We start from the raw sequence: 18,430 nt of genomic DNA on the forward strand, positions 1-18,430 counted from the left end.
CTTTTAGTGAAGTTGCCAGAAAGCCAATCAGCTACCAGCTTGATTCTTTGATTCATGGGGGACTCTTGGTTCCAGGGCATGATCAGTTACCTCCTGATCATGCGTATTAGCCTGTAAACCATGTCCCCGGTTAGAAATGTAAACGATGTCCCCGGTTTGTACCGGGGCAAGCCCCCTCCCACATTTTGACGGTGTACATCTTCAAAAAAGTAGAGGGCCCACAAACAACAAAGCCGCCCGAAGGCGGCTTTGTTGGGTGGAGCACTTACTGGTTGGCCAGCTTGTGTTCCAGGTAGTGAATGTTCACACCACCCTCGCAGAAGCCTTCATCGCGAACCAGGTCCCGGTGCAGCGGGATGTTGGTCTTGATGCCGTCGACCACGATTTCGTCCAGGGCATTGCGCATACGGGCCATGGCCTCGTCGCGGGTCGCGCCCCAGGTGATCAGCTTGCCGATCAGCGAGTCGTAGTTGGACGGAACCTTGTAACCGCTGTACAGGTGCGAATCCACACGTACGCCGTTGCCGCCGGGCGCGTGGAAATGCTTGACCAGGCCAGGGCTTGGGATAAAGGTCTTCGGGTCTTCGGCGTTGATCCGGCACTCCAGGGAGTGACCGTGGATCTTCACGTCGTCCTGGGTGAAGGACAGCACGTTGCCGGCGGCGATGCTGAGCATCTCCTTGACGATGTCGATACCGGTGACCATCTCCGACACCGGGTGCTCTACCTGCACACGAGTGTTCATCTCGATGAAGTAGAAACGGCCGTTCTCGTAGAGGAACTCAAAGGTACCGGCGCCACGGTAGTTGATGTCGATGCACGCCTTGACGCAGCGAGCCAGGACTTCCTGACGCGCTTTTTCATCCAGGCCCGGTGCCGGGGCTTCTTCCAACACCTTCTGGTGACGACGTTGCAGCGAGCAATCGCGGTCGCCCAGGTGGATGGCGTGGCCCTGGCCGTCGGACAGTACCTGCACTTCCACGTGACGTGGGTTGGTCAGGTACTTCTCCAGGTAGACCATCGGGTTGCCGAACCAGGCAGCCGCTTCGGAGCGAGTCTGCTTGGCCGCTTCGATCAGTTCTTCTTCCTTGTGCACCACGCGCATGCCGCGACCACCACCGCCACCGGCGGCCTTGATGATCACCGGGTAGCCGACTTCGCGACCAATGCGCAGTGCGGTTTCCTCGTCTTCAGGCAGTGGGCCGTCGGAGCCCGGAACGGTTGGCACGCCGGCCGCGATCATGGCGTCCTTGGCCGAGACCTTGTCGCCCATCAGGCGAATGGTTTCGGCTTTCGGGCCGATGAAGGCAAACCCGGATTTTTCCACCTGTTCGGCGAAATCGGCGTTTTCCGCGAGGAAGCCGTAGCCCGGGTGGATGCCATCAGCGCCGGTCACTTCAGCGGCGGCGATGATGTTCGAGACTTTCAGGTACGAGTTCGTGGCCAGTGGCGGGCCGATGCAGATGCTCTCGTCCGCCAGTTTCACGTGCATCAATTCGGTATCGGCCGTCGAGTAAACAGCGACGGTCTTGATGCCCTCTTCCTTACAGGCGCGCAGGATACGCAGCGCGATCTCGCCGCGGTTGGCGATCAGGACTTTTTGCAGTTTCTTCGCAGGTTTCAACATCGAAGGCGCTCCGCGGTTCAAACGATGGTGAACAGCGGCTGGTCGTACTCAACCGGCTGACCGTTTTCTACCAGGATGGATTCGATGACGCCGGCTTTTTCGGCCGTGATGTGGTTCATCATCTTCATCGCTTCAACGATGCAGATGGTGTCGCCCACTTTCACGGTCTTGCCCACTTCAACGAAGGCTGGCGAGGTCGGTGCCGGGGTGCGGTAGAACGTACCGACCATTGGCGACTTGACCACGAAACCGTTCAGCGCAGGGGCTGCCGGTGCGGCAGGTGCGGCGGCAGCAGCAGGCGCGGCGGCCGGAGCAGCAGCCGGTGCCGGTGCCTGCATCTGTGGTGCGTAGAACTGTTGGGCCGGGGTCTTGCTGTGGCGGCTGATCCGTACGGACTCTTCGCCTTCCTTGATTTCCAGCTCGTCGATACCGGATTCTTCCAGCAGTTCGATCAGTTTCTTAACTTTACGGATATCCATGAATCATCAACTCCCAAGGGTCGGTCAGGGGCGCTTGGCCTGTTCTTCAAGCTGTTCCAGGGCGGCCTCCAGGGCCAGTCGGTAACCGCTGGCGCCAAGGCCGCAGATCACTCCTACCGCAACGTCGGAGAAGTAGGAGTGATGGCGGAAAGGTTCGCGTTTGTGCACGTTCGATAAATGCACTTCGATGAATGGGATGCTCACCGCCAGCAGCGCGTCACGTAATGCAACACTTGTGTGCGTAAAAGCGGCGGGATTGATCAGGATAAAGTCCACGCCTTCGCCACGGGCAGCATGGATGCGATCAATCAATTCATACTCGGCATTGCTTTGCAGGTAGAGCAAATGGTGGCCGGCTTCACGTGCCCGTCGTTCCAGGTCAAGGTTGATCTGATCGAGGGTCACTGCCCCGTAGACGCCCGGTTCACGGGTGCCGAGCAGGTTCAGGTTGGGTCCGTGAAGAACCAGTAAGGTCGCCATCGGCTGTTCCTTGTTATTGATGTGGGCAAGGCAGAACCCGGCGACTATGCCGCAAAGCCTTTGTGACTGTCCAGTTCTATGCAGTAGGCGGCACGATTAGCGAGGATTGCGCAAAATTTGTGACTGGTGGCTGGGATCCGGTCATTGGTAATACGCCCTTGAATACTGTGGAGATCAAATGTGGGAGGGGGCTTGCTCCCGATTGCAGTGTGTCAGTATCGACATCTGTAACTGATCCACCGCTATCGGGGGCAAGCCCCCTCCCACATTTTGATCTTCATTTGATTTTGGATCTTCATGGGGCGGGTCAGACACGGAACGCCTGCACAGCCGTATTGAGCTGCCCACCCAGCACCAGCAAATGCTCACCCTGGCTGCGGCCCTGGCCGATGCGCAGCAAATTATCCTCACCCAACTGATGAATCCGCTCGCTGTTGTCGCGAATCTCACTCACGGCGCCACTTTGCTGCGCCGTTACATCGGCAATCCGCACGGCGGTGTCGGAAATGGTCTGGATCGCGCCGACGATTTCATCCAGCGCGCCATCCGCCGCCTGGGCTTGCTGGGCGGTAGCCTCGGCGTGTTCAACCTGGGCGCGCATGCCCTGCACCGATTGGTGCGCAGCGGTTTGCAGGCCGGTGATCAGGCCCTGGATTTCGGCGGTGGCGCCAGCGGTGCGTTGGGCCAGGGTGCGCACTTCGTCGGCGACCACGGCAAAACCGCGTCCGGCTTCACCGGCGCGTGCGGCTTCGATGGCGGCGTTGAGCGCCAGCAGGTTGGTCTGGTCGGCAATCGAGCGAATCACGGTCAATACGCCGCCAATGGTGGCGGACTCCTCGGCAAGTTTCTCGATCATCTGCGCATTTTGCTGCACTTCACCCACCAGCGCGTGCAGGCCGGTCAGGCTCAGGCCGATCACGCGCTGGCCTTGCTCGACCGCCTGGCCCGCGCTGCGACTGGCGCCGGCCGCCTGGCTGGCATCACCGGCGACTTGCTGGATGGTGGCTTCCAGTTCGCCCAGGGAATCACGAATCTGCGCAGTATCCCCGGCCTGGCGTTCGGCGCCGTCGTGCAGGCCACTGCTCAGCTCGGCCAGGGCGCGGCTGCTGCCGGCCACTTCTTCGGCATTGCCACGGATGGTACCCACCAGATCCACCAGGTAGGCGCGTAAACGGTTGAGGGACGCTTCGATGTCGCGCAGTTCGCGGTTGGTCTTGCCCAAGGTGATCGGTTGGCTGAAGTTGCCCTCGCCCCAGATCGACAAGGCCGGGGCCAGGTTGGTCAGCACCCGCGCCAGGCGCCGCTGCAGGGTGTCGATCAGCAGGGCGATCAGCAGAATCAGGCCGATCATCACGCCTTGCATCAGGCGCACTTCGCCCTGGATCTTGCCATGTTGCGCACGTACCACCGGCTCGAGGCCGGCGATGGCCTGCTGAACGGCGGCGATTTTCAAGTGGGTGGCGGCGGCCAGGTCGGCACGCTGCTGGATCTGCGTGCGGGTGCGCTGGAGTTCGGCGGGGTAGCGGGCCAGCAGGCCGTTGAGTTCGCGCTTGAGGTCGACGCCGGTGTCCTGGGCTTCGGCTTTTGCGCTGTTTTCCAGGCCCATCAAGGCCGAAAAGTCATCGGTGTTGGATTCTGCGCTGGCCTTTACCCCGAGTAATGGCAGTTGCTCCAGCAGGTCGGCCTGGCTGCGCATATTGCCGACTTCGCGTTCCACATCGTCCGCCAGTTCCGCGCGGCCGCTGCTCACCAGTTTGTCGCGGGCCAGGGACAGCTTGTCCAGGTGCAGTGAGGCCGCCAGCAGCGGTGGCAGGTAGCGCGCGGCTTCGGCGCTGTTGACGCCCATGGCGTATTGGCTCAACTGCTCCAGGTTGGCGCCCAGCTCCCGCTCGGCTTGCAGCAACAAGGCTTGCGGGTCGCCGGCCAACTTACCGGCCGCCAGCAGGTCGGTCTTGCTGAAGGTGTCCAGGTCCACAAGGCTGGGGCGCAGGTTCTGTGCGAGGTCGGCGGGCAGTTCATCCAGGTGCTGCAACAGGCTTTCCAGGCTCTGGCTGGCGCTGCTCAAGCGCAATGCATCACCGCTGCCCAGGTAGTCGTCGATATTGCGCGCGGCCTGGTTCTGGAAGGCCTGTGACAGACCGAGGTAGCGTTCCATCAGCAAATAAGGCCGTTCCAGCGCTCGTTGCGACCACCACAGCGTCGCTCCAAGTGCCAGGCACACGGCCACCAGCAGGAGGGTATTGAGATTGGTCAGCAGCTTCAGGCGCATGCGGGGTATCAACCGACAGCAAAAGGTAAGTGCCTGAAGTTATTGCGTTTTCATTACAGGGTTATGACGGAATCAGTGGATTCTGGTGAAAAGGTGGCACTTTGCTTTGACGTGCGTGCCGCTTGCACGCGGTTACGCCCGGCGTCCTTGGCGCGGTACAGCGCCTCGTCGGCCTGGGCGGCCATCATCAGGCTGTCGGAGCCGTCACACAGCTCCACCACCCCGGCGCTGAAGGTGCACCACAAATCCTGCGGCTGCGCCGGGTAGTGAATCTCGGCAAAGCGCCCACGAATTTCATCCAGTACCTTGCAGGCCGAGTCCAGGTCGGTGTCGGGCATCACGATGGCGAATTCTTCACCGCCGTAGCGGCCGATGTAATCGGTCTTGCGCAGGCGTTGCTTGAGAAACAGCGCCAGGCTCTTGATCACGCGGTCGCCCATGGGGTGGCCATGGCTGTCATTGACCCGCTTGAAGTGATCGATGTCGAGCATGGCAAAGCTCAACGGTTTGTTCTCGCGGCGCGCGCGGAAACTGCAGTCTTCAAGCAATTGCAGGATATGGGTGTGGTTGTACAACCCGGTCAGGCTGTCGCGCACCATCCGCGCCTTGAGGTTGCGCGCACGGGCGGCGCGGTTGCGCACCGTGGTGATCAGGTGGCGCGGCTTGATCGGTTTGGTGAGGAAGTCGTCGCCGCCTTCGCTCATGGCGTCCAGCTGCTTGTCCAGGTCGTCTTCGGCCGACAGGTAGATGATCGGCACACTGACGTAACGGTCATTGTGGCGAATGACCTTGGCCAGTTCGGTGCCGGTACAGGCCGGCATGTACATGTCGAGGATGATCAGGTCGGGCTGGAAGTCTGCCAGTTCGGCCATGGCCTGGATCGGTTCGATCAAGGTACGGGTGACGATGCCGGCACTGTTGAGCAGACGCTCGGTGTGCAGCGCCTGGGCCCGCGAGTCATCGATGATCAGCACTTTGTACGGTTCGTACTGGGCGACGCAGGTCAGCACTTCGATCTTTTCCAGCAGGCTGGAGGCTTCCAGCGTGCCGGTGAGGAATTCCTGGCCGCCGGCGCGCACGGCGGCGAGGCGAGTGGGGGTGTCGGTTTCGTGCAGGCTGAAAAACAACAGCGGCAGCTTATGCTCCAGGCCTTCCTGGGCTTCGGCGGCGAGCTTGAGGCCCAGGCCGGTGCCGCAGAAATCCACGTCCATCACGATCGCTGACGGCAGGCGCTCGGCCAGGGACGCGCGAAACGCCGCGACGCTGTCCAGGGATTGGGCGCTCATGCCAAAGAATTCCAGCTGCTTGGCCAGGCGCTCGGCGCGGTCGTGATCGGCCAGCATCACGTAGATCGGCTTGCGCATCGGCGGCAGGAAGGTTTGTTCCAGCTGGTCGCCCTGGCGCAGGCCGGTGCGGGACAGGCGCTGCATCAAGCGGTTGAGTTCGGTGATCAGGTGGCTGCTCAGGCGCCCGCGGTTTTCGTCGACGGCCTTGAGCGATTCGCCGATGTGCCGGGCCAGTTGGCCGTGTTCGGGTTGTTCGAAGCGCTCGGCAAAGCGCTGCAGGCGCAGGTTGGCCTCGCTGAGTTCGGAGAGGTCGGCGCCTGACCATTCGCTGCGTTGCAGGCGCTGCCAGATCTCAAGAATTTGACGTGCCTGATGAATTACCCGCTGGGCAAAATGCTGCTTGAGACGCTCACGGCTGGGGTCTTCTGGCTCGGTCATATCCTGACTACTAGTGAGGGTGCATGCTGAGGTCGAACTGATGGCTCTATGCTAGCACCTCTTTCCAATGGGATGAGTGTCATATGTCAATTAACTGCGTGTCCCTGATATTCAGTTGGTGACCTGACGGTCGCGCAGCTTAAAAAGCGTGCATCCTTTATAGTCGAATGCCTGCCGTATGCACGTTTGGTGAAAAGCCCCGCATGGGCGGGCACGATGGGGTAGGGTTGTGGTCGGAGTGTTTGAACGCACGCCCTCAATTCAAGTGCATGAACTCAAGTGATTGAAAGGATATCGCCATGCTGGACTGGAAAAACCGTGCGGGCAGTGCCAAAGGCCCTGCCCCTGAGCCCAAGTCGGCCAACCGCAGCTATTTTCATACCCTGCTGATGAGCCGAGCCGTGCTCAGCGTGCTCGGCCTGTATCTGTTGGTCACCGGCGCCCTGGGCTGGTACTGGAGCGAAGAGCCGGCGCTGTTCCCGGTCCAGCAGAATGCGCAGCTTGCCGCCGAGAAGGAAGGCAAGCAGATGGTGGTGGGCTATACCACCGTCGAAACCCTCAAGACCGTAGTCGGCACGTTGCTGAACAAGCCCGGTGGCTATATTTCCAACGACCGTTTCCCGCCGGGCCTGTGGATGGACAACATGCCCAGCTGGGAATACGGCGTGCTGGTGCAGGTGCGCGACCTGACCCGCGCCTTGCGTAAAGACTTCGCCCGCTCCCAGTCGCAGTCGGCCGAAGACGCCGATCTGGCCAAGGCCGAGCCGCGTTTCAACTTCGACAACAAGAGCTGGGTGCTGCCGTCCAGTGAGTCGGAGTACCAGGAAGGCATCAACTCCCTGAACCGCTATGAAGCGCGCCTGTCCGACCCGAACCAGCGTGGCGCCTTGTTCTATGCCCGTGCCGACAACCTGAACAACTGGCTGGGCGATGTGGCCACCCGCCTGGGCTCGCTGTCGCAACGCCTGTCGGCCAGCGTGGGACGGGTCAAATTGAACACCGCACTGAAAACCGAGGCCCTGGCGCCAGGTGAAGTGCCGCAGGTCGACGAAGAAGTGGTGGAAACCCCATGGATGCAGATCGATAACGTGTTCTACGAGGCCCGTGGCCAGGCCTGGGCGCTGTCCCACCTGTTGCGTGCCATCGAAGTCGACTTTGCCGACGTGCTGGCCAAGAAAAACGCCACCGTCAGCGTGCGCCAGATCATTCGTGAGCTGGAGGCTTCGCAAGAGCCGGTCTGGAGCCCGATGATCCTCAACGGCAGCGGTTTCGGCGTGTTGGCTAACCATTCGCTGGTCATGGCCAACTACATTTCCCGGGCCAACGCGGCGGTGATCGATTTGCGTCAACTGCTCAACCAGGGTTGATGATGGACACAGCTCAAAACGAGGCCGCGCACCGTGCGGCCTCTGATGCCGAACTGATCTGCTGGGTCGACGAGCGGGACAACCTGCTCGGCCACCTCGTCAGGTCCGATTTGCGCCAGCGCGGCCTGATCGGCCGTTGCACCTTTATCTTCCTGTTCAATTCCAAGGGTGAGCTGTGCGTGCATCGGCGCACCCTGAGCAAGGCCCTGTACCCGGGTTTCTGGGACACGGCGGCGGGCGGGATGGTCGCGGCGGGCGAGTCCTACGCGTTATCGGCGGCCCGCGAGCTGGAAGAGGAACTGGGTGTCGGCGGGGTGGAACTGACCGAGCATGACCATTTCTACTTTGAGGATGGCAACAGCCGGCTCTGGTGCAAATCCTACTCGGCGACCTGGGATGGGCCATTGCGCCTGCAGCCTGAAGAAGTCATGGAAGCGCGCTTTTTGCCCGTGGAAACGGTCCTGCAGGAAGCCGAGCACAAGCCTTACTGCCCGGACGCCCAGGAGGGCTTGCGGCGCTATCTGGCCTCACGTCGCTAAAGCTGCATAAATTGGCGCCATTTGGCTCTTAGCAAGTGGGCTTTTTGCCGTTACACTGCGCGACTTTTCACCCGAACCGCCTTGGCGGGTCGGTAGCGCTGCCCCTGCCTGAGTGGGGCTTCGCGGTCGGTCGTCCATTAGCGGAGGCCGATCAGTCTTTGTCCTCCCGAGAGGATTGCCGGTGGCCAAAAAAGCCGCATCCTTCGCCGCCCTCGGCGGCCTGGTATTTTCCACCGACGCAGGTCGACACTGCCCGGACTGTCGTCAGCCCGTGGATTCGTGTACCTGCAAACAGACCCTGATCCCCGAAGGCGACGGTATTGCCCGCGTGCGCCGCGAAAGCAAAGGCCGTGGCGGCAAGACGGTGACCACCATCACCGGCGTGCCGTTGGCCGAAGAGCCGCTCAAGGCACTGGCCACCACGCTGAAAAAGCGCTGTGGCACCGGTGGCGCGTTGAAAGACGGTGTCATCGAGATCCAGGGCGATCACGTCGAACTGCTGTTGGCCGAGCTGATCAGGCTGGGTTACAAGGCCAAGAAGTCCGGCGGCTGAGAGCCTCTTCCCAACCTGTGTCTAAACTCTGTCCTGCGAGTGGGGTCTACCTTGCTTACAGGCAAATCGTCATTTTCATTCTTTAGACTGCGCCAGCCTCGAACGCGAGGCGGCGCCTTCGCCTTCATTTATAGGGGACTTCGATGTCCGTACGACGCACACGCAAAGACGATGGCAGCCAATGGACAGTTGCGGACAGCCGCAGTGTTTACGGGATTCGCCATTGGGGGGCCGGGTATTTCGCGATCAATGATGCCGGTCGCGTTGAAGTCCGTCCGAACGGCCCGAACAGCACACCCGTCGACCTCTACGAGCAAGTGGACGAGCTGCGCAAGAGCGGCCTTTCCCTGCCGCTGCTGGTGCGTTTTCCCGACATCCTGCAAGACCGTGTACGCCAGCTGACCGGCGCTTTCGATGCCAACATCGAGCGCCTGGAGTACCAGAGCAAGTACACCGCGCTGTACCCGATCAAGGTGAACCAGCAGGAGGCGGTGATCGAGAACATCATCGCCACCCAGAACGTTTCCATCGGCCTCGAAGCCGGCTCCAAGCCTGAGCTGCTGGCCGTGCTGGCCCTGGCGCCGAAGGGCGGCACCATCGTCTGCAACGGTTACAAGGACCGCGAGTTCATCCGCCTGGCACTGATGGGCCAGAAGCTCGGCCACAACGTATTTATCGTGATCGAGAAAGAATCCGAGGTTGAACTGGTGATCGAAGAGGCCGCCAGCCTCAAGGTCAAGCCACAGGTGGGCCTGCGCGTGCGCCTGTCGTCCCTGGCGTCAAGCAAGTGGGCGGACACCGGTGGCGAGAAGTCCAAGTTCGGGTTGTCGGCGGCGCAGCTGCTGTCGGTGGTCGAGCGCTTCCGCGCGGCGGGCCTGGACCAGGGCATCCGCCTGCTGCACTTCCACATGGGTTCGCAGATCGCCAACCTGGCCGACTACCAGCATGGGTTCAAGGAAGCCATTCGTTACTACGGCGAACTGCGCAACCTCGGCCTGCCGGTGGACCACATCGACGTGGGCGGCGGCCTGGGCGTGGACTACGACGGTACCCACTCGCGTAACGCCAGCTCGATCAACTACGACATGGACGACTACGCCGGTGTGGTCGTGGGCATGCTCAAGGAATTCTGCGACGCCCAGAGCCTGCCGCACCCGAATATCTTCTCCGAAAGCGGCCGCTCCCTGACCGCCCACCACGCCATGCTGGTGGTGCAGGTCACCGACGTCGAGAAGCATAACGACGAAATCCCGGTCATCGAAAACAAGGAAAGCCTGCCCGAGACCGTGCAATGGCTGGTGGACCTGCTCGGCCCGACCGATATCGAAATGGTCACCGAAACCTACTGGCGCGCCACCCACTACATGAGCGATGTGGCCACCCAGTACGCCGACGGCAAACTGACCCTGGCCGAGAAAGCCCTTGCCGAACAGTGCTATTTCGCCGTGTGCCGCCGCCTGCACAACTCGCTCAAAGCCCGCCAGCGCTCGCATCGCCAGGTGCTGGACGAACTCAACGACAAGCTGGCCGACAAGTACATCTGCAACTTCTCGGTGTTCCAGAGCCTGCCGGACACCTGGGCCATCGGCCAGGTCCTGCCGATCCTGCCGCTGCACCGTCTCGACGAAGAGCCGCTGCGCCGTGCTGTGCTGCAAGACCTGACCTGCGACTCCGACGGCAAGATCAAGCAGTACGTCGACGAGCAGAGCATCGAGACCAGCCTGCCGGTGCACGCCTTGAATGAAGGCGAAGACTACCTGCTGGGCATCTTTCTGGTGGGCGCCTACCAGGAAATCCTTGGCGACATGCACAACCTGTTCGGTGACACCGACTCGGTGAACATCTACCAGCGTGAAGACGGTTCGGTGTACAGCGCCGGCATCGAGACCCACGACACCATCGAAGACATGCTGCGCTACGTGCACTTGTCGCCGGAGGAGTTGATGACTCACTACCGTGACAAGTGCGCCAGCGCGAAGATCAGTGCCAGTGAGCGTACGCAGTTCCTCGACGCCTTGCGTCTGGGCCTGACGCGTTCGTCCTACCTGTCGTCCTGATGCTGGGTTGAACGATGCGCGGGGATACCCGCGCGTCGTATCGGTGGGTGGTTCAGTACGTGACCAGGCAGAGCTTGACCGAGCATTGGCCTGGGTTGAACTGAAAGACAACCCGGTCAAGTTTGTCGGCACCGGTGGTGGTGGGCGCCACCGTGACATTTTGGCTGTTAAAGGGCAGTTCAATATTTGCACCTGGAGCGAGGGCGTGTCGCTCGGTTCCCTGGATGAGTGTCAGATTGGACTGGCTACTGTTTGTAACTCGCAGTCTGTCCTCGGTAGTGTTCGGCCCTTGCCCATTGCTGCATCCCGCGATGCTCGCCAGTGTGCAAGCCGTAGCGATCCACAGTGCTTTCGTGATGTTCATATCCGACTCTCCTTGAATCTATGGGATGGGTTTTACCCATGGCCATTCAACGCCCGGAATGTCGGTCTGTAACCTGTCAGAACTAACAGGTAGGTTCAGTCGGCACGGGCACCGAACCACTCTCCCCGCTGCTTGAGCCGCCAGGCAATGACCCCCAGGGTCAGGCTGCGCAAGGCCATGAACAGCAGGAATGTCATCCACAGCCCGTGGTTGCCCAGGCCTTGCAGTGCCCAGGCAAAGGGCAACACCATCAGCACCGTCAGCAACATGCCATTGCGCATTTCCTTGGCGCGCGTAGCGCCGATAAACAACCCATCCAACAGATAACTCCACACCGCAATCAACGGCAGTACCGCCAGGTACGGCAGGTAGAGATCGGCGGTTTCGCGCACGCTGGGGATATCGGTCTGCATGGCAATAAACAGGTGGCCGGCGAGGGTGAACAGTAGGGCAAACCCCAGACTGGCGATCAGCGACCAACCGCCGGCAACCACCAGCGAACGGCGCAGGGCCGGGCGGTCACGGGCGCCAATGGCGTGTCCGCACAGCGCCTCGACGGCGTGGGCCAAGCCGTCCAGCGCATGAGCGGTCAGCAGCAGGCCGTTGAGCAACAGCGCGTTGGCCGCCACGGTGGCATCGCCCAGGCGTGCGCCTTGTACCGTGATCATGAAAAACACCGACTGCAGCGCCAGGCTGCGGATAAAGATGTCGCGGTTCACCGCCAGCAACGGGCGCCAGCTTTGCCACCGTTTCAACGCAGCCCAGGCGATATGCCCGGGGTAGGCGCGCAGGGCTTTTTGCGTGAGAGCAAGGCCGAGGAGGGCGCCGGTCCATTCGGCGATCACCGATGCGCGGGCCGAGCCGACCACGCCCCAGTCCAGGCCCAATACGAACCACAGGTTCAGGGCGATGTTCACCAGGTTGGTGGTCAACAGGATTGCCAATGGCGCCCGGGCGTTTTGCGTGCCGAGAAACCAACCCACCAGCGCGTAGCTGGCCAGGGCGGCGGGCAGGCCGAACAGGCGGGTGTGGAAGAACTCGCGGGTCAATTGGTTGAGTTCGGGGGACGGTTGCATCCATTCCAGGGCCAGATGGCTCAGCGGAATGCCGACGGTCCCCAGCAACATCGCCAACCCCAGCGCCAGCAGCAAACCTTGCAGCAGGATCTGTCGCAGTGCCGCACCATCCTTGCGCCCGGCGGCCTGGGCGGCGAAACCGGTGGAACCCATGCGCAGAAAACCCATGGCCCAGGCGAGGAAGGTATACAAGCTGGCACCGACGGCCACGGCGCCCAGCTGGTGAGCGTGGGGCAGGTGGCCGATGACCATGCTGTCGACCAGTGCCACCATCGGCACGGAGATGTTCGAAAGAATCATCGGCGCGGCCAAAGCCCATACGCGGCGATGGGTAGGGCGGTCGCGCCAGTCGGTCAGTAAGGTGGACATGCAGGCTCCTTGGGGGAGCGGCATTGTAACCGTCCATTGGCAGCGCAACAGGGCCAATGTGGAATGGAGCCCTATGCCTGTGGGATTTGGCTGGGACTTGAGACCGTTGAGAACCAACTCACCCTCCGTCGGTCAATGTGACCAGCGCCACATCGGCTTGGCCGGCGCTGATATATAGTTCACCCCTCGGTTCCCTCTGACTACGAGTGCCCCATGCTTAACAAAGGATTGTTCCTGGCCTGCGCGCTGGCCCTGCTGAGCGCCTGCGATTCTTCCGATAAACCGGCAGCACCGCCTGCGCCCACCGTGGCGACGGCGCCGAAACCGGCCAAGGCCGCGGTGGATGTGGCGGCGCTCAAGCAGCGTTATGCCGGGCGTGAGTTGAGTGTGGTGGACGTATCCGAGGTGCAGTTGGACGGCGCCAGCACCTTGTCGGTGAGTTTTTCCATTCCGTTGGATCCGGAGCAGAAGTTTGCCGACAAACTCCATCTGGTCGACAGCAAGTCCGGCAAGGTCGATGGCGCCTGGGAGCTGTCCGATAACCTCATGGAGCTGCGCCTGCGTCACCTGGAACCCCAGCGCAAACTGGTGCTGACGGTGGATGCCGGGGTGAAGGCGGTCAACGCCAACACGCTCGCCGCCGAGTACATCGCGCGCCTGGAAACCCGTGACCTGCAAGCCACCGTCGGCTTCGCCAGCCGTGGCACATTGTTGCCGACGCGCCTGGCCGAAGGCCTGCCGGTGATCGCATTGAACGTCGACAAGATCGACGTTGAATTCTTCCGTATCAAACCCGAATCCCTGCCGTCGTTCCTGGCGCAGTGGGGGCGCAATACCAGCCTGCAAAGTTATGAATCCCGCGAACTGCTGCCGCTGGCCGACCTGGTCTACGGCGGCCGTTTCGACCTGAACCCGGCGCGCAATACCCGTGAAACCCTGCTGCTGCCGATCGCCGGCCTCAAGCAATTGCAGCAACCGGGCGTGTACCTGGCGGTGATGCGCGCTTCGGGCACCTACAACTATTCGCAACCGGCCACGCTGTTTACCTTGAGCGATATCGGCCTGTCGGTGCACCGCTACGCCAATCGCCTGGATGTGTTTACCCAGGCGCTGGAAGGTGGCAAGGCGTTGGATGGCGTCGACCTTGAAGTGCTCGATGCCGACGGCCGTGTGCTGGGCCAGGGCAAGACCGAAAAGGGCGGCCACGCTGAGTTGCCGTTGCCGAAAAAGGCCCAGGTGCTGCTGGCCAAACAGGGCGAGCAGACCAGTCTGCTGCGCCTGGACAGTGCCGCGCTGGATCTGGCCGAGTTCGATATCGGCGGCCAACCTTCCCATCCGTTGCAGTTCTTTGTGTTCGGCCCGCGCGACCTGTATCGCCCCGGCGAAACCGTGCTGCTCAACGCCCTGCTGCGGGACAAGGACGGCAACGCGGTCAAGCCGCAGCCGGTGAGCGTCGAAGTGCGTCGCCCGGATGAACAGGTGAGCCGCAAGTTCGTCTGGGATGCCGATGCCTCTGGCCTCTATCAATATCAACTGCAGCTGGCCGGCGAAGCGCCGACCGGGCGCTGGCAGTTGGTGTTCGACCTGGGTGATGGCAAGCCGCAGCTGTATGAATTCCTCGTCGAAGACTTCCTGCCCGAGCGCCTGGCGCTGGAACTCAAGGGCAGCGACACGGCATTGAGCCCGGCGGATAACCCGGTGATCAAGGTCAACGGTCGCTACCTCTATGGTGCGCCGGCGTCGGGCAACCGCGTCAGCGGGCAAGTCTATGTGCGACCGTTGCGCGAAGCGGTCAAGTCGCTGCCGGGCTATCAATTCGGATCCGTCACCGAAGAGGAACTGAGCCAGGACTTCGAGCTGGACGAAAGCGTGCTCGACGCCAAGGGCCAGGAAGAACTGACCCTGGAAAGCAAATGGGCCGAGGCCAAATCCCCCCTGCAACTGATCGTGCAGGCCAGCCTGCACGAGTCGGGCGGGCGGCCGATCACCCGGCGCCTGGTGCAGCCGATCTGGCCCGCCGAGCAACTGCCGGGCCTGCGTGGCCTGTTTGACGGCAAGGAAACCAATGGCGACGGCCCGGCGGAATTCGAAGTGCTGCTGGCCAACCAGGACGGGCAGAAACTCGCCGCGCAAGACCTCAAGGTCCGCCTGGTACGCGAGCGTCGTGACTACTACTGGAACTACTCCGACAGCGATGGCTGGAGCTATCACTACAACGAAAAATTCCTCAACCTCGACGAACAGACCCTGAACATCAAGGCCGGCGATACCGCCAAGGTCAGCTTCCAGGTGGAGTGGGGCCCGTACCGCGTCGAGGTCGAAGACCCGCAGACCGGCCTGGTCAGCAGCCTGCGCTTCTGGGCCGGCTACCAGGCCCAGGACAACACCGAAGGCGGCGCCGTACGCCCCGATCAGGTCAAGCTGGCGCTGGATAAACCCGCCTATGGCGACGGCGATACCGCCAACGTCACGGTCACGCCGCCGGCGGCCGGTAAAGGCTACCTGTTGGTGGAGTCCGCCGAAGGGCCGCTGTGGTGGCAGGAAATCGACGTGCCGGCCGAAGGTAAAAGCTTTGCCGTGAAGCTTGATCCGAAATGGTCGCGCCATGACCTGTACGTCAGCGCCCTGGTGATTCGTCCCGGCGAGCGCAAAGCCAATATCACCCCCAAACGCGCGGTAGGCCTGCTGCATCTGCCGCTGGATCGCACCCAGCGCAAGCTTGGCGTGACCCTGACCGCGCCGGAAAAAATGCGCCCCAAACAACCGCTGACGGTGAACATCGCCGCCAAAAACGCCGATGGCAGCGTGCCGAAACAGGTGCACGTGCTGGTGGCGGCGGTGGACGTGGGCATCCTCAATATCACCGAATACCCGACGCCGGACCCGTACTCCAGCCTGTTCGGCCGCAAGGCCTATGGCGTGGACCAGTTCGATATCTACGGCCAGTTGATCGAAGCCGGGCAGGGCCGCCTGGCCAGCCTGGCCTTTGGCGGCGACGCCGCGCTGGCCAAGGGCGGCAAGCGTCCGGACACCAGTGTGACCATCGTCGCCCTGCAAAGCGCGCCGGTGACCTTGAATGAGCAGGGCGAGGGTGAAGTCAGCGTCAACATCCCCGACTTCAACGGCGAACTGCGCCTGATGGCCCAGGCCTGGAGCGACGACCGCTACGGCATGGCCGAAGGCAAGACCGTGATCGCCGCGCCGCTGATCGCCGAGCTGTCGGCCCCGCGCTTCCTCGCCGGCGGTGACCAGACGACGTTGGCCCTGGACCTGTCCAACCTGTCGGGCAAGGCGCAGAAACTCGATGTGCAACTGAGTGCCGAAGGGCAGTTGGAGCTGGTCAACACGGGCGCTCAAGCCGTCGAGCTCAAGCAAGGCCAGCGCACTACCCTGCGTATCCCGGTGAAAGCCTGGGGTGGCTTGGGTCAAGGCAAGGTGAAGGTCACGGTCAATGGCCTGGACCTGCCCGGTGAGAACCTGCCGCCGTTCAGCCGCGAATGGACCCTGGGTGTGCGCCCGGCCTACCCGGCGTTGCTCAGGCATTACCGCGCGGTGCTCAAGGGCGAGCCGTGGAGCCTGCCCGCCGGCGCATTGGATCAATTCGATGCCTCTGGGCGTGAGGCGCTGCTGAGCCTGTCGAGCCGGCCGCCGCTGAACCTGGGTGCGCAGATCTCGGCGCTCAAGGCCTACCCTTATGGTTGCCTGGAGCAGACCGCCAGTGGTCTGTACCCGTCGCTGTACGCCGACGACGCGCTGCTCAAGCGCTTGAGCATCAAGGGCGAGCCGGATGCCGAGCGCAAACGCAAGATCGAGCTGGGCATCGAACGCCTGCTGGGCATGCAGCGCTACAACGGCAGCTTCGGTTTGTGGGGCGCCGATGGCGAAGAGGAATATTGGCTGACGGCTTATGTCACCGACTTCCTGTTGCGTGCCCGTGACCAGGGCTTCGCGGTACCGCCTGAAGCGCTGAAAAAAGCCAGCGAGCGCCTGCTGCGCTATGTGCAGGAGCGCAACCTGATCGAAGTCGACTACAGCGACAACGCTGACCACACGCGCTTTGCCGTGCAGGCCTACGCCGGCATGGTACTGGCGCGCAGTCAGCAGGCGCCGTTGGGGGCGCTGCGCAGTATTTTCGAGCGGCGCAGCGACGCGCGTTCCGGGTTGCCGTTGGTGCAGTTGTCCATCGCATTACAGAAGATGGGTGACCAGCCCCGTGCGGATCAAGCCTTGCTGGCCGGCCTGGCGGCGCAACGCAGCGCCAAGGAATGGCTGGCTGACTACGGCAGCCCGCTGCGCGATCAGGCGATGATCCTGGCGTTGCTGGAAGAAAACGACTTGGCCAAGGGCAAGCGTGAGGAGCGTTTGTTTAGCCTGTCGGACCAATTGGCGGCCAGCCCGTACCTGTCGACCCAGGAGCGCAACTCGCTGTTCCTGGCCGGGCGCCTGGGGTTTGCCCAGCCCGAGTCGGCCTGGAAGGTCCTGCTCAATGGCAGCGGTGGGGAACATGAGCTGAACAATCAACAGTCGACGCTGGACCTGGAAGGCAAGCTGCTTTCTGGCGATCTGAACCTGACCAATCAGGGCGATGTGCCGGTCTACCAGCAACTGACGATCTCGGGTTATCCCCAGGTGCCACCGGCACCGGGTGGCGACAACCTGAGCATCCGCCGGGAATACCTGGGCATGAATGGCCAACCGCTGAACCTGCGCAACCTCAATAGCGGCGACCTGGTGCTGGTGCACCTGGCGGTGAGCGCCAGGCAGCGCGTGCCGGATGCCTTGGTGGTCGACCTGTTGCCGGCGGGCCTGGAGCTGGAAAACCAGAACCTGGCCCAAAGTGCCGCCAGCCTGGAAAACGCCAGCAGCCAGGTGAAGGAATGGCGCGGGTCGATGCAGAACGCGGCGCTCAAGCATCAGGAGTTTCGTGATGACCGTTACGTGGCGGCCATCAACCTTGACGGCGATGGCACCACGCACTTGCTGTACCTGGCCCGTGCCGTGACACCGGGCACTTACCGCGTGCCGCCGCCGCAGGTGGAGTCGATGTACCGGCCGAACTGGCAGGCAGTGGGGGAGACGCCGGCGGACCTGGTGATCAAGGGACGCTGAAATTTGACGGTTGATCACTGTAGGAGCGGGCTTGCCCGCGAGCAAGCTCGCTCCTACAGTGGCTGGGTGTTCTTGGGTTTAGTGCACGACCCAACTGAGCAGCCACAGGCCAAGTATCAGCCAGATCACCCCGAAGATAATCGAAGCGCGCATGAAGGCGCGTACGGCTGAGTACAGAAACAGCAGGCCGACGATCAGGGTGAGGATGCTGATGATCGAGGTGTCCATGCCCAATGTGCGTGACAGGCCTTCGACAAAGTTGCCGCCGGCGTGGGTCAAGGCTCCGAACAATCCGCTGAGCCCGTCGACGATAAAGCGGATGACGGAACCGAGCGCCTGGCCCAACCATTCGAAAAAGCTTTCTACCTGCATATGTGTGTCCTGATAAGAAGGTGGGCGTATCTGTGCCTTTGGTTG

13 protein-coding genes are annotated in these 18,430 nt (G+C 62.1%); 5 read left to right on the plus strand and 8 right to left on the minus strand.

Annotation, left to right across the window (positions count from 1 at the left end; translation table 11 throughout):
* Positions 1 to 265: 265 nt before the first annotated feature.
* From accC to B9N88_RS31240, 5 genes are all read right to left on the minus strand, one after another.
* The gene (gene accC / locus B9N88_RS31220) at positions 266 to 1,627 is read right to left on the minus strand and encodes an acetyl-CoA carboxylase biotin carboxylase subunit (RefSeq protein ID WP_027607998.1); all 1,362 of its coding nucleotides are present in this window, start codon (positions 1,625 to 1,627) and stop codon (positions 266 to 268) included.
* A gap of 17 nt (positions 1,628 to 1,644) precedes the next feature.
* Complete coding sequence (gene accB / locus B9N88_RS31225) at positions 1,645 to 2,106, minus strand: acetyl-CoA carboxylase biotin carboxyl carrier protein (protein WP_027607997.1); 462 nt, start codon at positions 2,104 to 2,106, stop codon at positions 1,645 to 1,647.
* Positions 2,107 to 2,130: 24 nt separating this feature from the next.
* Entirely contained in the window at positions 2,131 to 2,586 is a 456-nt protein-coding gene (aroQ, locus tag B9N88_RS31230) for a type II 3-dehydroquinate dehydratase (RefSeq protein ID WP_003171482.1), read from the minus strand.
* A gap of 307 nt (positions 2,587 to 2,893) precedes the next feature.
* Positions 2,894 to 4,855, minus strand: a complete 1,962-nt coding sequence (locus tag B9N88_RS31235) for a methyl-accepting chemotaxis protein (protein ID WP_027607996.1) — start codon at positions 4,853 to 4,855, stop codon at positions 2,894 to 2,896.
* A gap of 53 nt (positions 4,856 to 4,908) precedes the next feature.
* The gene (locus B9N88_RS31240) at positions 4,909 to 6,579 is read right to left on the minus strand and encodes a response regulator (protein WP_027607995.1); all 1,671 of its coding nucleotides are present in this window, start codon (positions 6,577 to 6,579) and stop codon (positions 4,909 to 4,911) included.
* 389 nt (positions 6,580 to 6,968) lie between these two features.
* Here B9N88_RS31240 and B9N88_RS31245 point away from each other — a divergent pair, with 389 nt between their 5' ends.
* From B9N88_RS31245 to speA, 4 genes are all read left to right on the plus strand, one after another.
* Entirely contained in the window at positions 6,969 to 7,946 is a 978-nt protein-coding gene (locus B9N88_RS31245) for a DUF2333 family protein (protein WP_370671257.1), read from the plus strand.
* A 2-nt stretch (positions 7,947 to 7,948) separates the two neighbouring features.
* Positions 7,949 to 8,485: an NUDIX hydrolase gene (locus B9N88_RS31250; protein ID WP_027607993.1), complete on the plus strand. Its 537-nt coding sequence runs from the start codon at positions 7,949 to 7,951 to the stop codon at positions 8,483 to 8,485.
* A gap of 181 nt (positions 8,486 to 8,666) precedes the next feature.
* A complete protein-coding gene (locus tag B9N88_RS31255) occupies positions 8,667 to 9,038 on the plus strand; it encodes a translation initiation factor Sui1 (protein WP_027607992.1) in 372 nt (123 codons plus the stop codon).
* 143 nt (positions 9,039 to 9,181) lie between these two features.
* Positions 9,182 to 11,095: an arginine decarboxylase gene (speA, locus tag B9N88_RS31260; RefSeq protein WP_027607991.1), complete on the plus strand. Its 1,914-nt coding sequence runs from the start codon at positions 9,182 to 9,184 to the stop codon at positions 11,093 to 11,095.
* Positions 11,096 to 11,147: 52 nt separating this feature from the next.
* Here speA and B9N88_RS31265 read toward each other — a convergent pair whose 3' ends face one another.
* The gene (locus tag B9N88_RS31265) at positions 11,148 to 11,459 is read right to left on the minus strand and encodes a hypothetical protein (RefSeq protein ID WP_027607990.1); all 312 of its coding nucleotides are present in this window, start codon (positions 11,457 to 11,459) and stop codon (positions 11,148 to 11,150) included.
* Between the two features lie 95 nt (positions 11,460 to 11,554).
* Complete coding sequence (locus tag B9N88_RS31270; RefSeq protein ID WP_027607989.1) at positions 11,555 to 12,904, minus strand: MATE family efflux transporter; 1,350 nt, start codon at positions 12,902 to 12,904, stop codon at positions 11,555 to 11,557.
* Positions 12,905 to 13,117: 213 nt separating this feature from the next.
* On the opposite strand from B9N88_RS31270, the gene B9N88_RS31275 reads away from it, so the two are divergent.
* Positions 13,118 to 18,013 carry an alpha-2-macroglobulin gene (locus B9N88_RS31275; protein ID WP_027607988.1) on the plus strand — a complete coding sequence of 1,632 codons (4,896 nt, stop codon included), beginning with the start codon at positions 13,118 to 13,120 and terminating at the stop codon, positions 18,011 to 18,013.
* A gap of 78 nt (positions 18,014 to 18,091) precedes the next feature.
* On the opposite strand, the gene B9N88_RS31280 is transcribed toward B9N88_RS31275, so the two are convergent.
* Positions 18,092 to 18,385, minus strand: coding sequence for a hypothetical protein (locus B9N88_RS31280; protein ID WP_027607987.1), 294 nt, complete (start codon positions 18,383 to 18,385; stop codon positions 18,092 to 18,094).
* Between the last annotated feature and the right edge of the window lie 45 nt (positions 18,386 to 18,430).

Origin of the sequence: Pseudomonas sp. LAMO17WK12:I1 (assembly GCF_900177315.1) — a bacterium.
GTDB classification, from domain to species: Bacteria; Pseudomonadota; Gammaproteobacteria; order Pseudomonadales; family Pseudomonadaceae; genus Aquipseudomonas; species Aquipseudomonas marginalis.

What these genes read in the sequence shown, in the direction of transcription:
- B9N88_RS31240 (WP_027607995.1), bottom strand. Translation starts at nt 6,579, where the DNA reads ATGACCGAGCCAGAAGACCCCAGCCGTGAGCGTCTCAAGCAGCATTTT.
- B9N88_RS31275 (WP_027607988.1), top strand. Translation starts at nt 13,118, where the DNA reads ATGCTTAACAAAGGATTGTTCCTGGCCTGCGCGCTGGCCCTGCTGAGC.
- accC (WP_027607998.1), bottom strand. Translation starts at nt 1,627, where the DNA reads ATGTTGAAACCTGCGAAGAAACTGCAAAAAGTCCTGATCGCCAACCGC.
- B9N88_RS31280 (WP_027607987.1), bottom strand. Translation starts at nt 18,385, where the DNA reads ATGCAGGTAGAAAGCTTTTTCGAATGGTTGGGCCAGGCGCTCGGTTCC.
- B9N88_RS31265 (WP_027607990.1), bottom strand. Translation starts at nt 11,459, where the DNA reads ATGAACATCACGAAAGCACTGTGGATCGCTACGGCTTGCACACTGGCG.
- aroQ (WP_003171482.1), bottom strand. Translation starts at nt 2,586, where the DNA reads ATGGCGACCTTACTGGTTCTTCACGGACCCAACCTGAACCTGCTCGGC.
- B9N88_RS31250 (WP_027607993.1), top strand. Translation starts at nt 7,949, where the DNA reads ATGGACACAGCTCAAAACGAGGCCGCGCACCGTGCGGCCTCTGATGCC.
- accB (WP_027607997.1), bottom strand. Translation starts at nt 2,106, where the DNA reads ATGGATATCCGTAAAGTTAAGAAACTGATCGAACTGCTGGAAGAATCC.
- B9N88_RS31245 (WP_370671257.1), top strand. Translation starts at nt 6,969, where the DNA reads ATGAGCCGAGCCGTGCTCAGCGTGCTCGGCCTGTATCTGTTGGTCACC.
- speA (WP_027607991.1), top strand. Translation starts at nt 9,182, where the DNA reads ATGTCCGTACGACGCACACGCAAAGACGATGGCAGCCAATGGACAGTT.
- B9N88_RS31270 (WP_027607989.1), bottom strand. Translation starts at nt 12,904, where the DNA reads ATGTCCACCTTACTGACCGACTGGCGCGACCGCCCTACCCATCGCCGC.
- B9N88_RS31235 (WP_027607996.1), bottom strand. Translation starts at nt 4,855, where the DNA reads ATGCGCCTGAAGCTGCTGACCAATCTCAATACCCTCCTGCTGGTGGCC.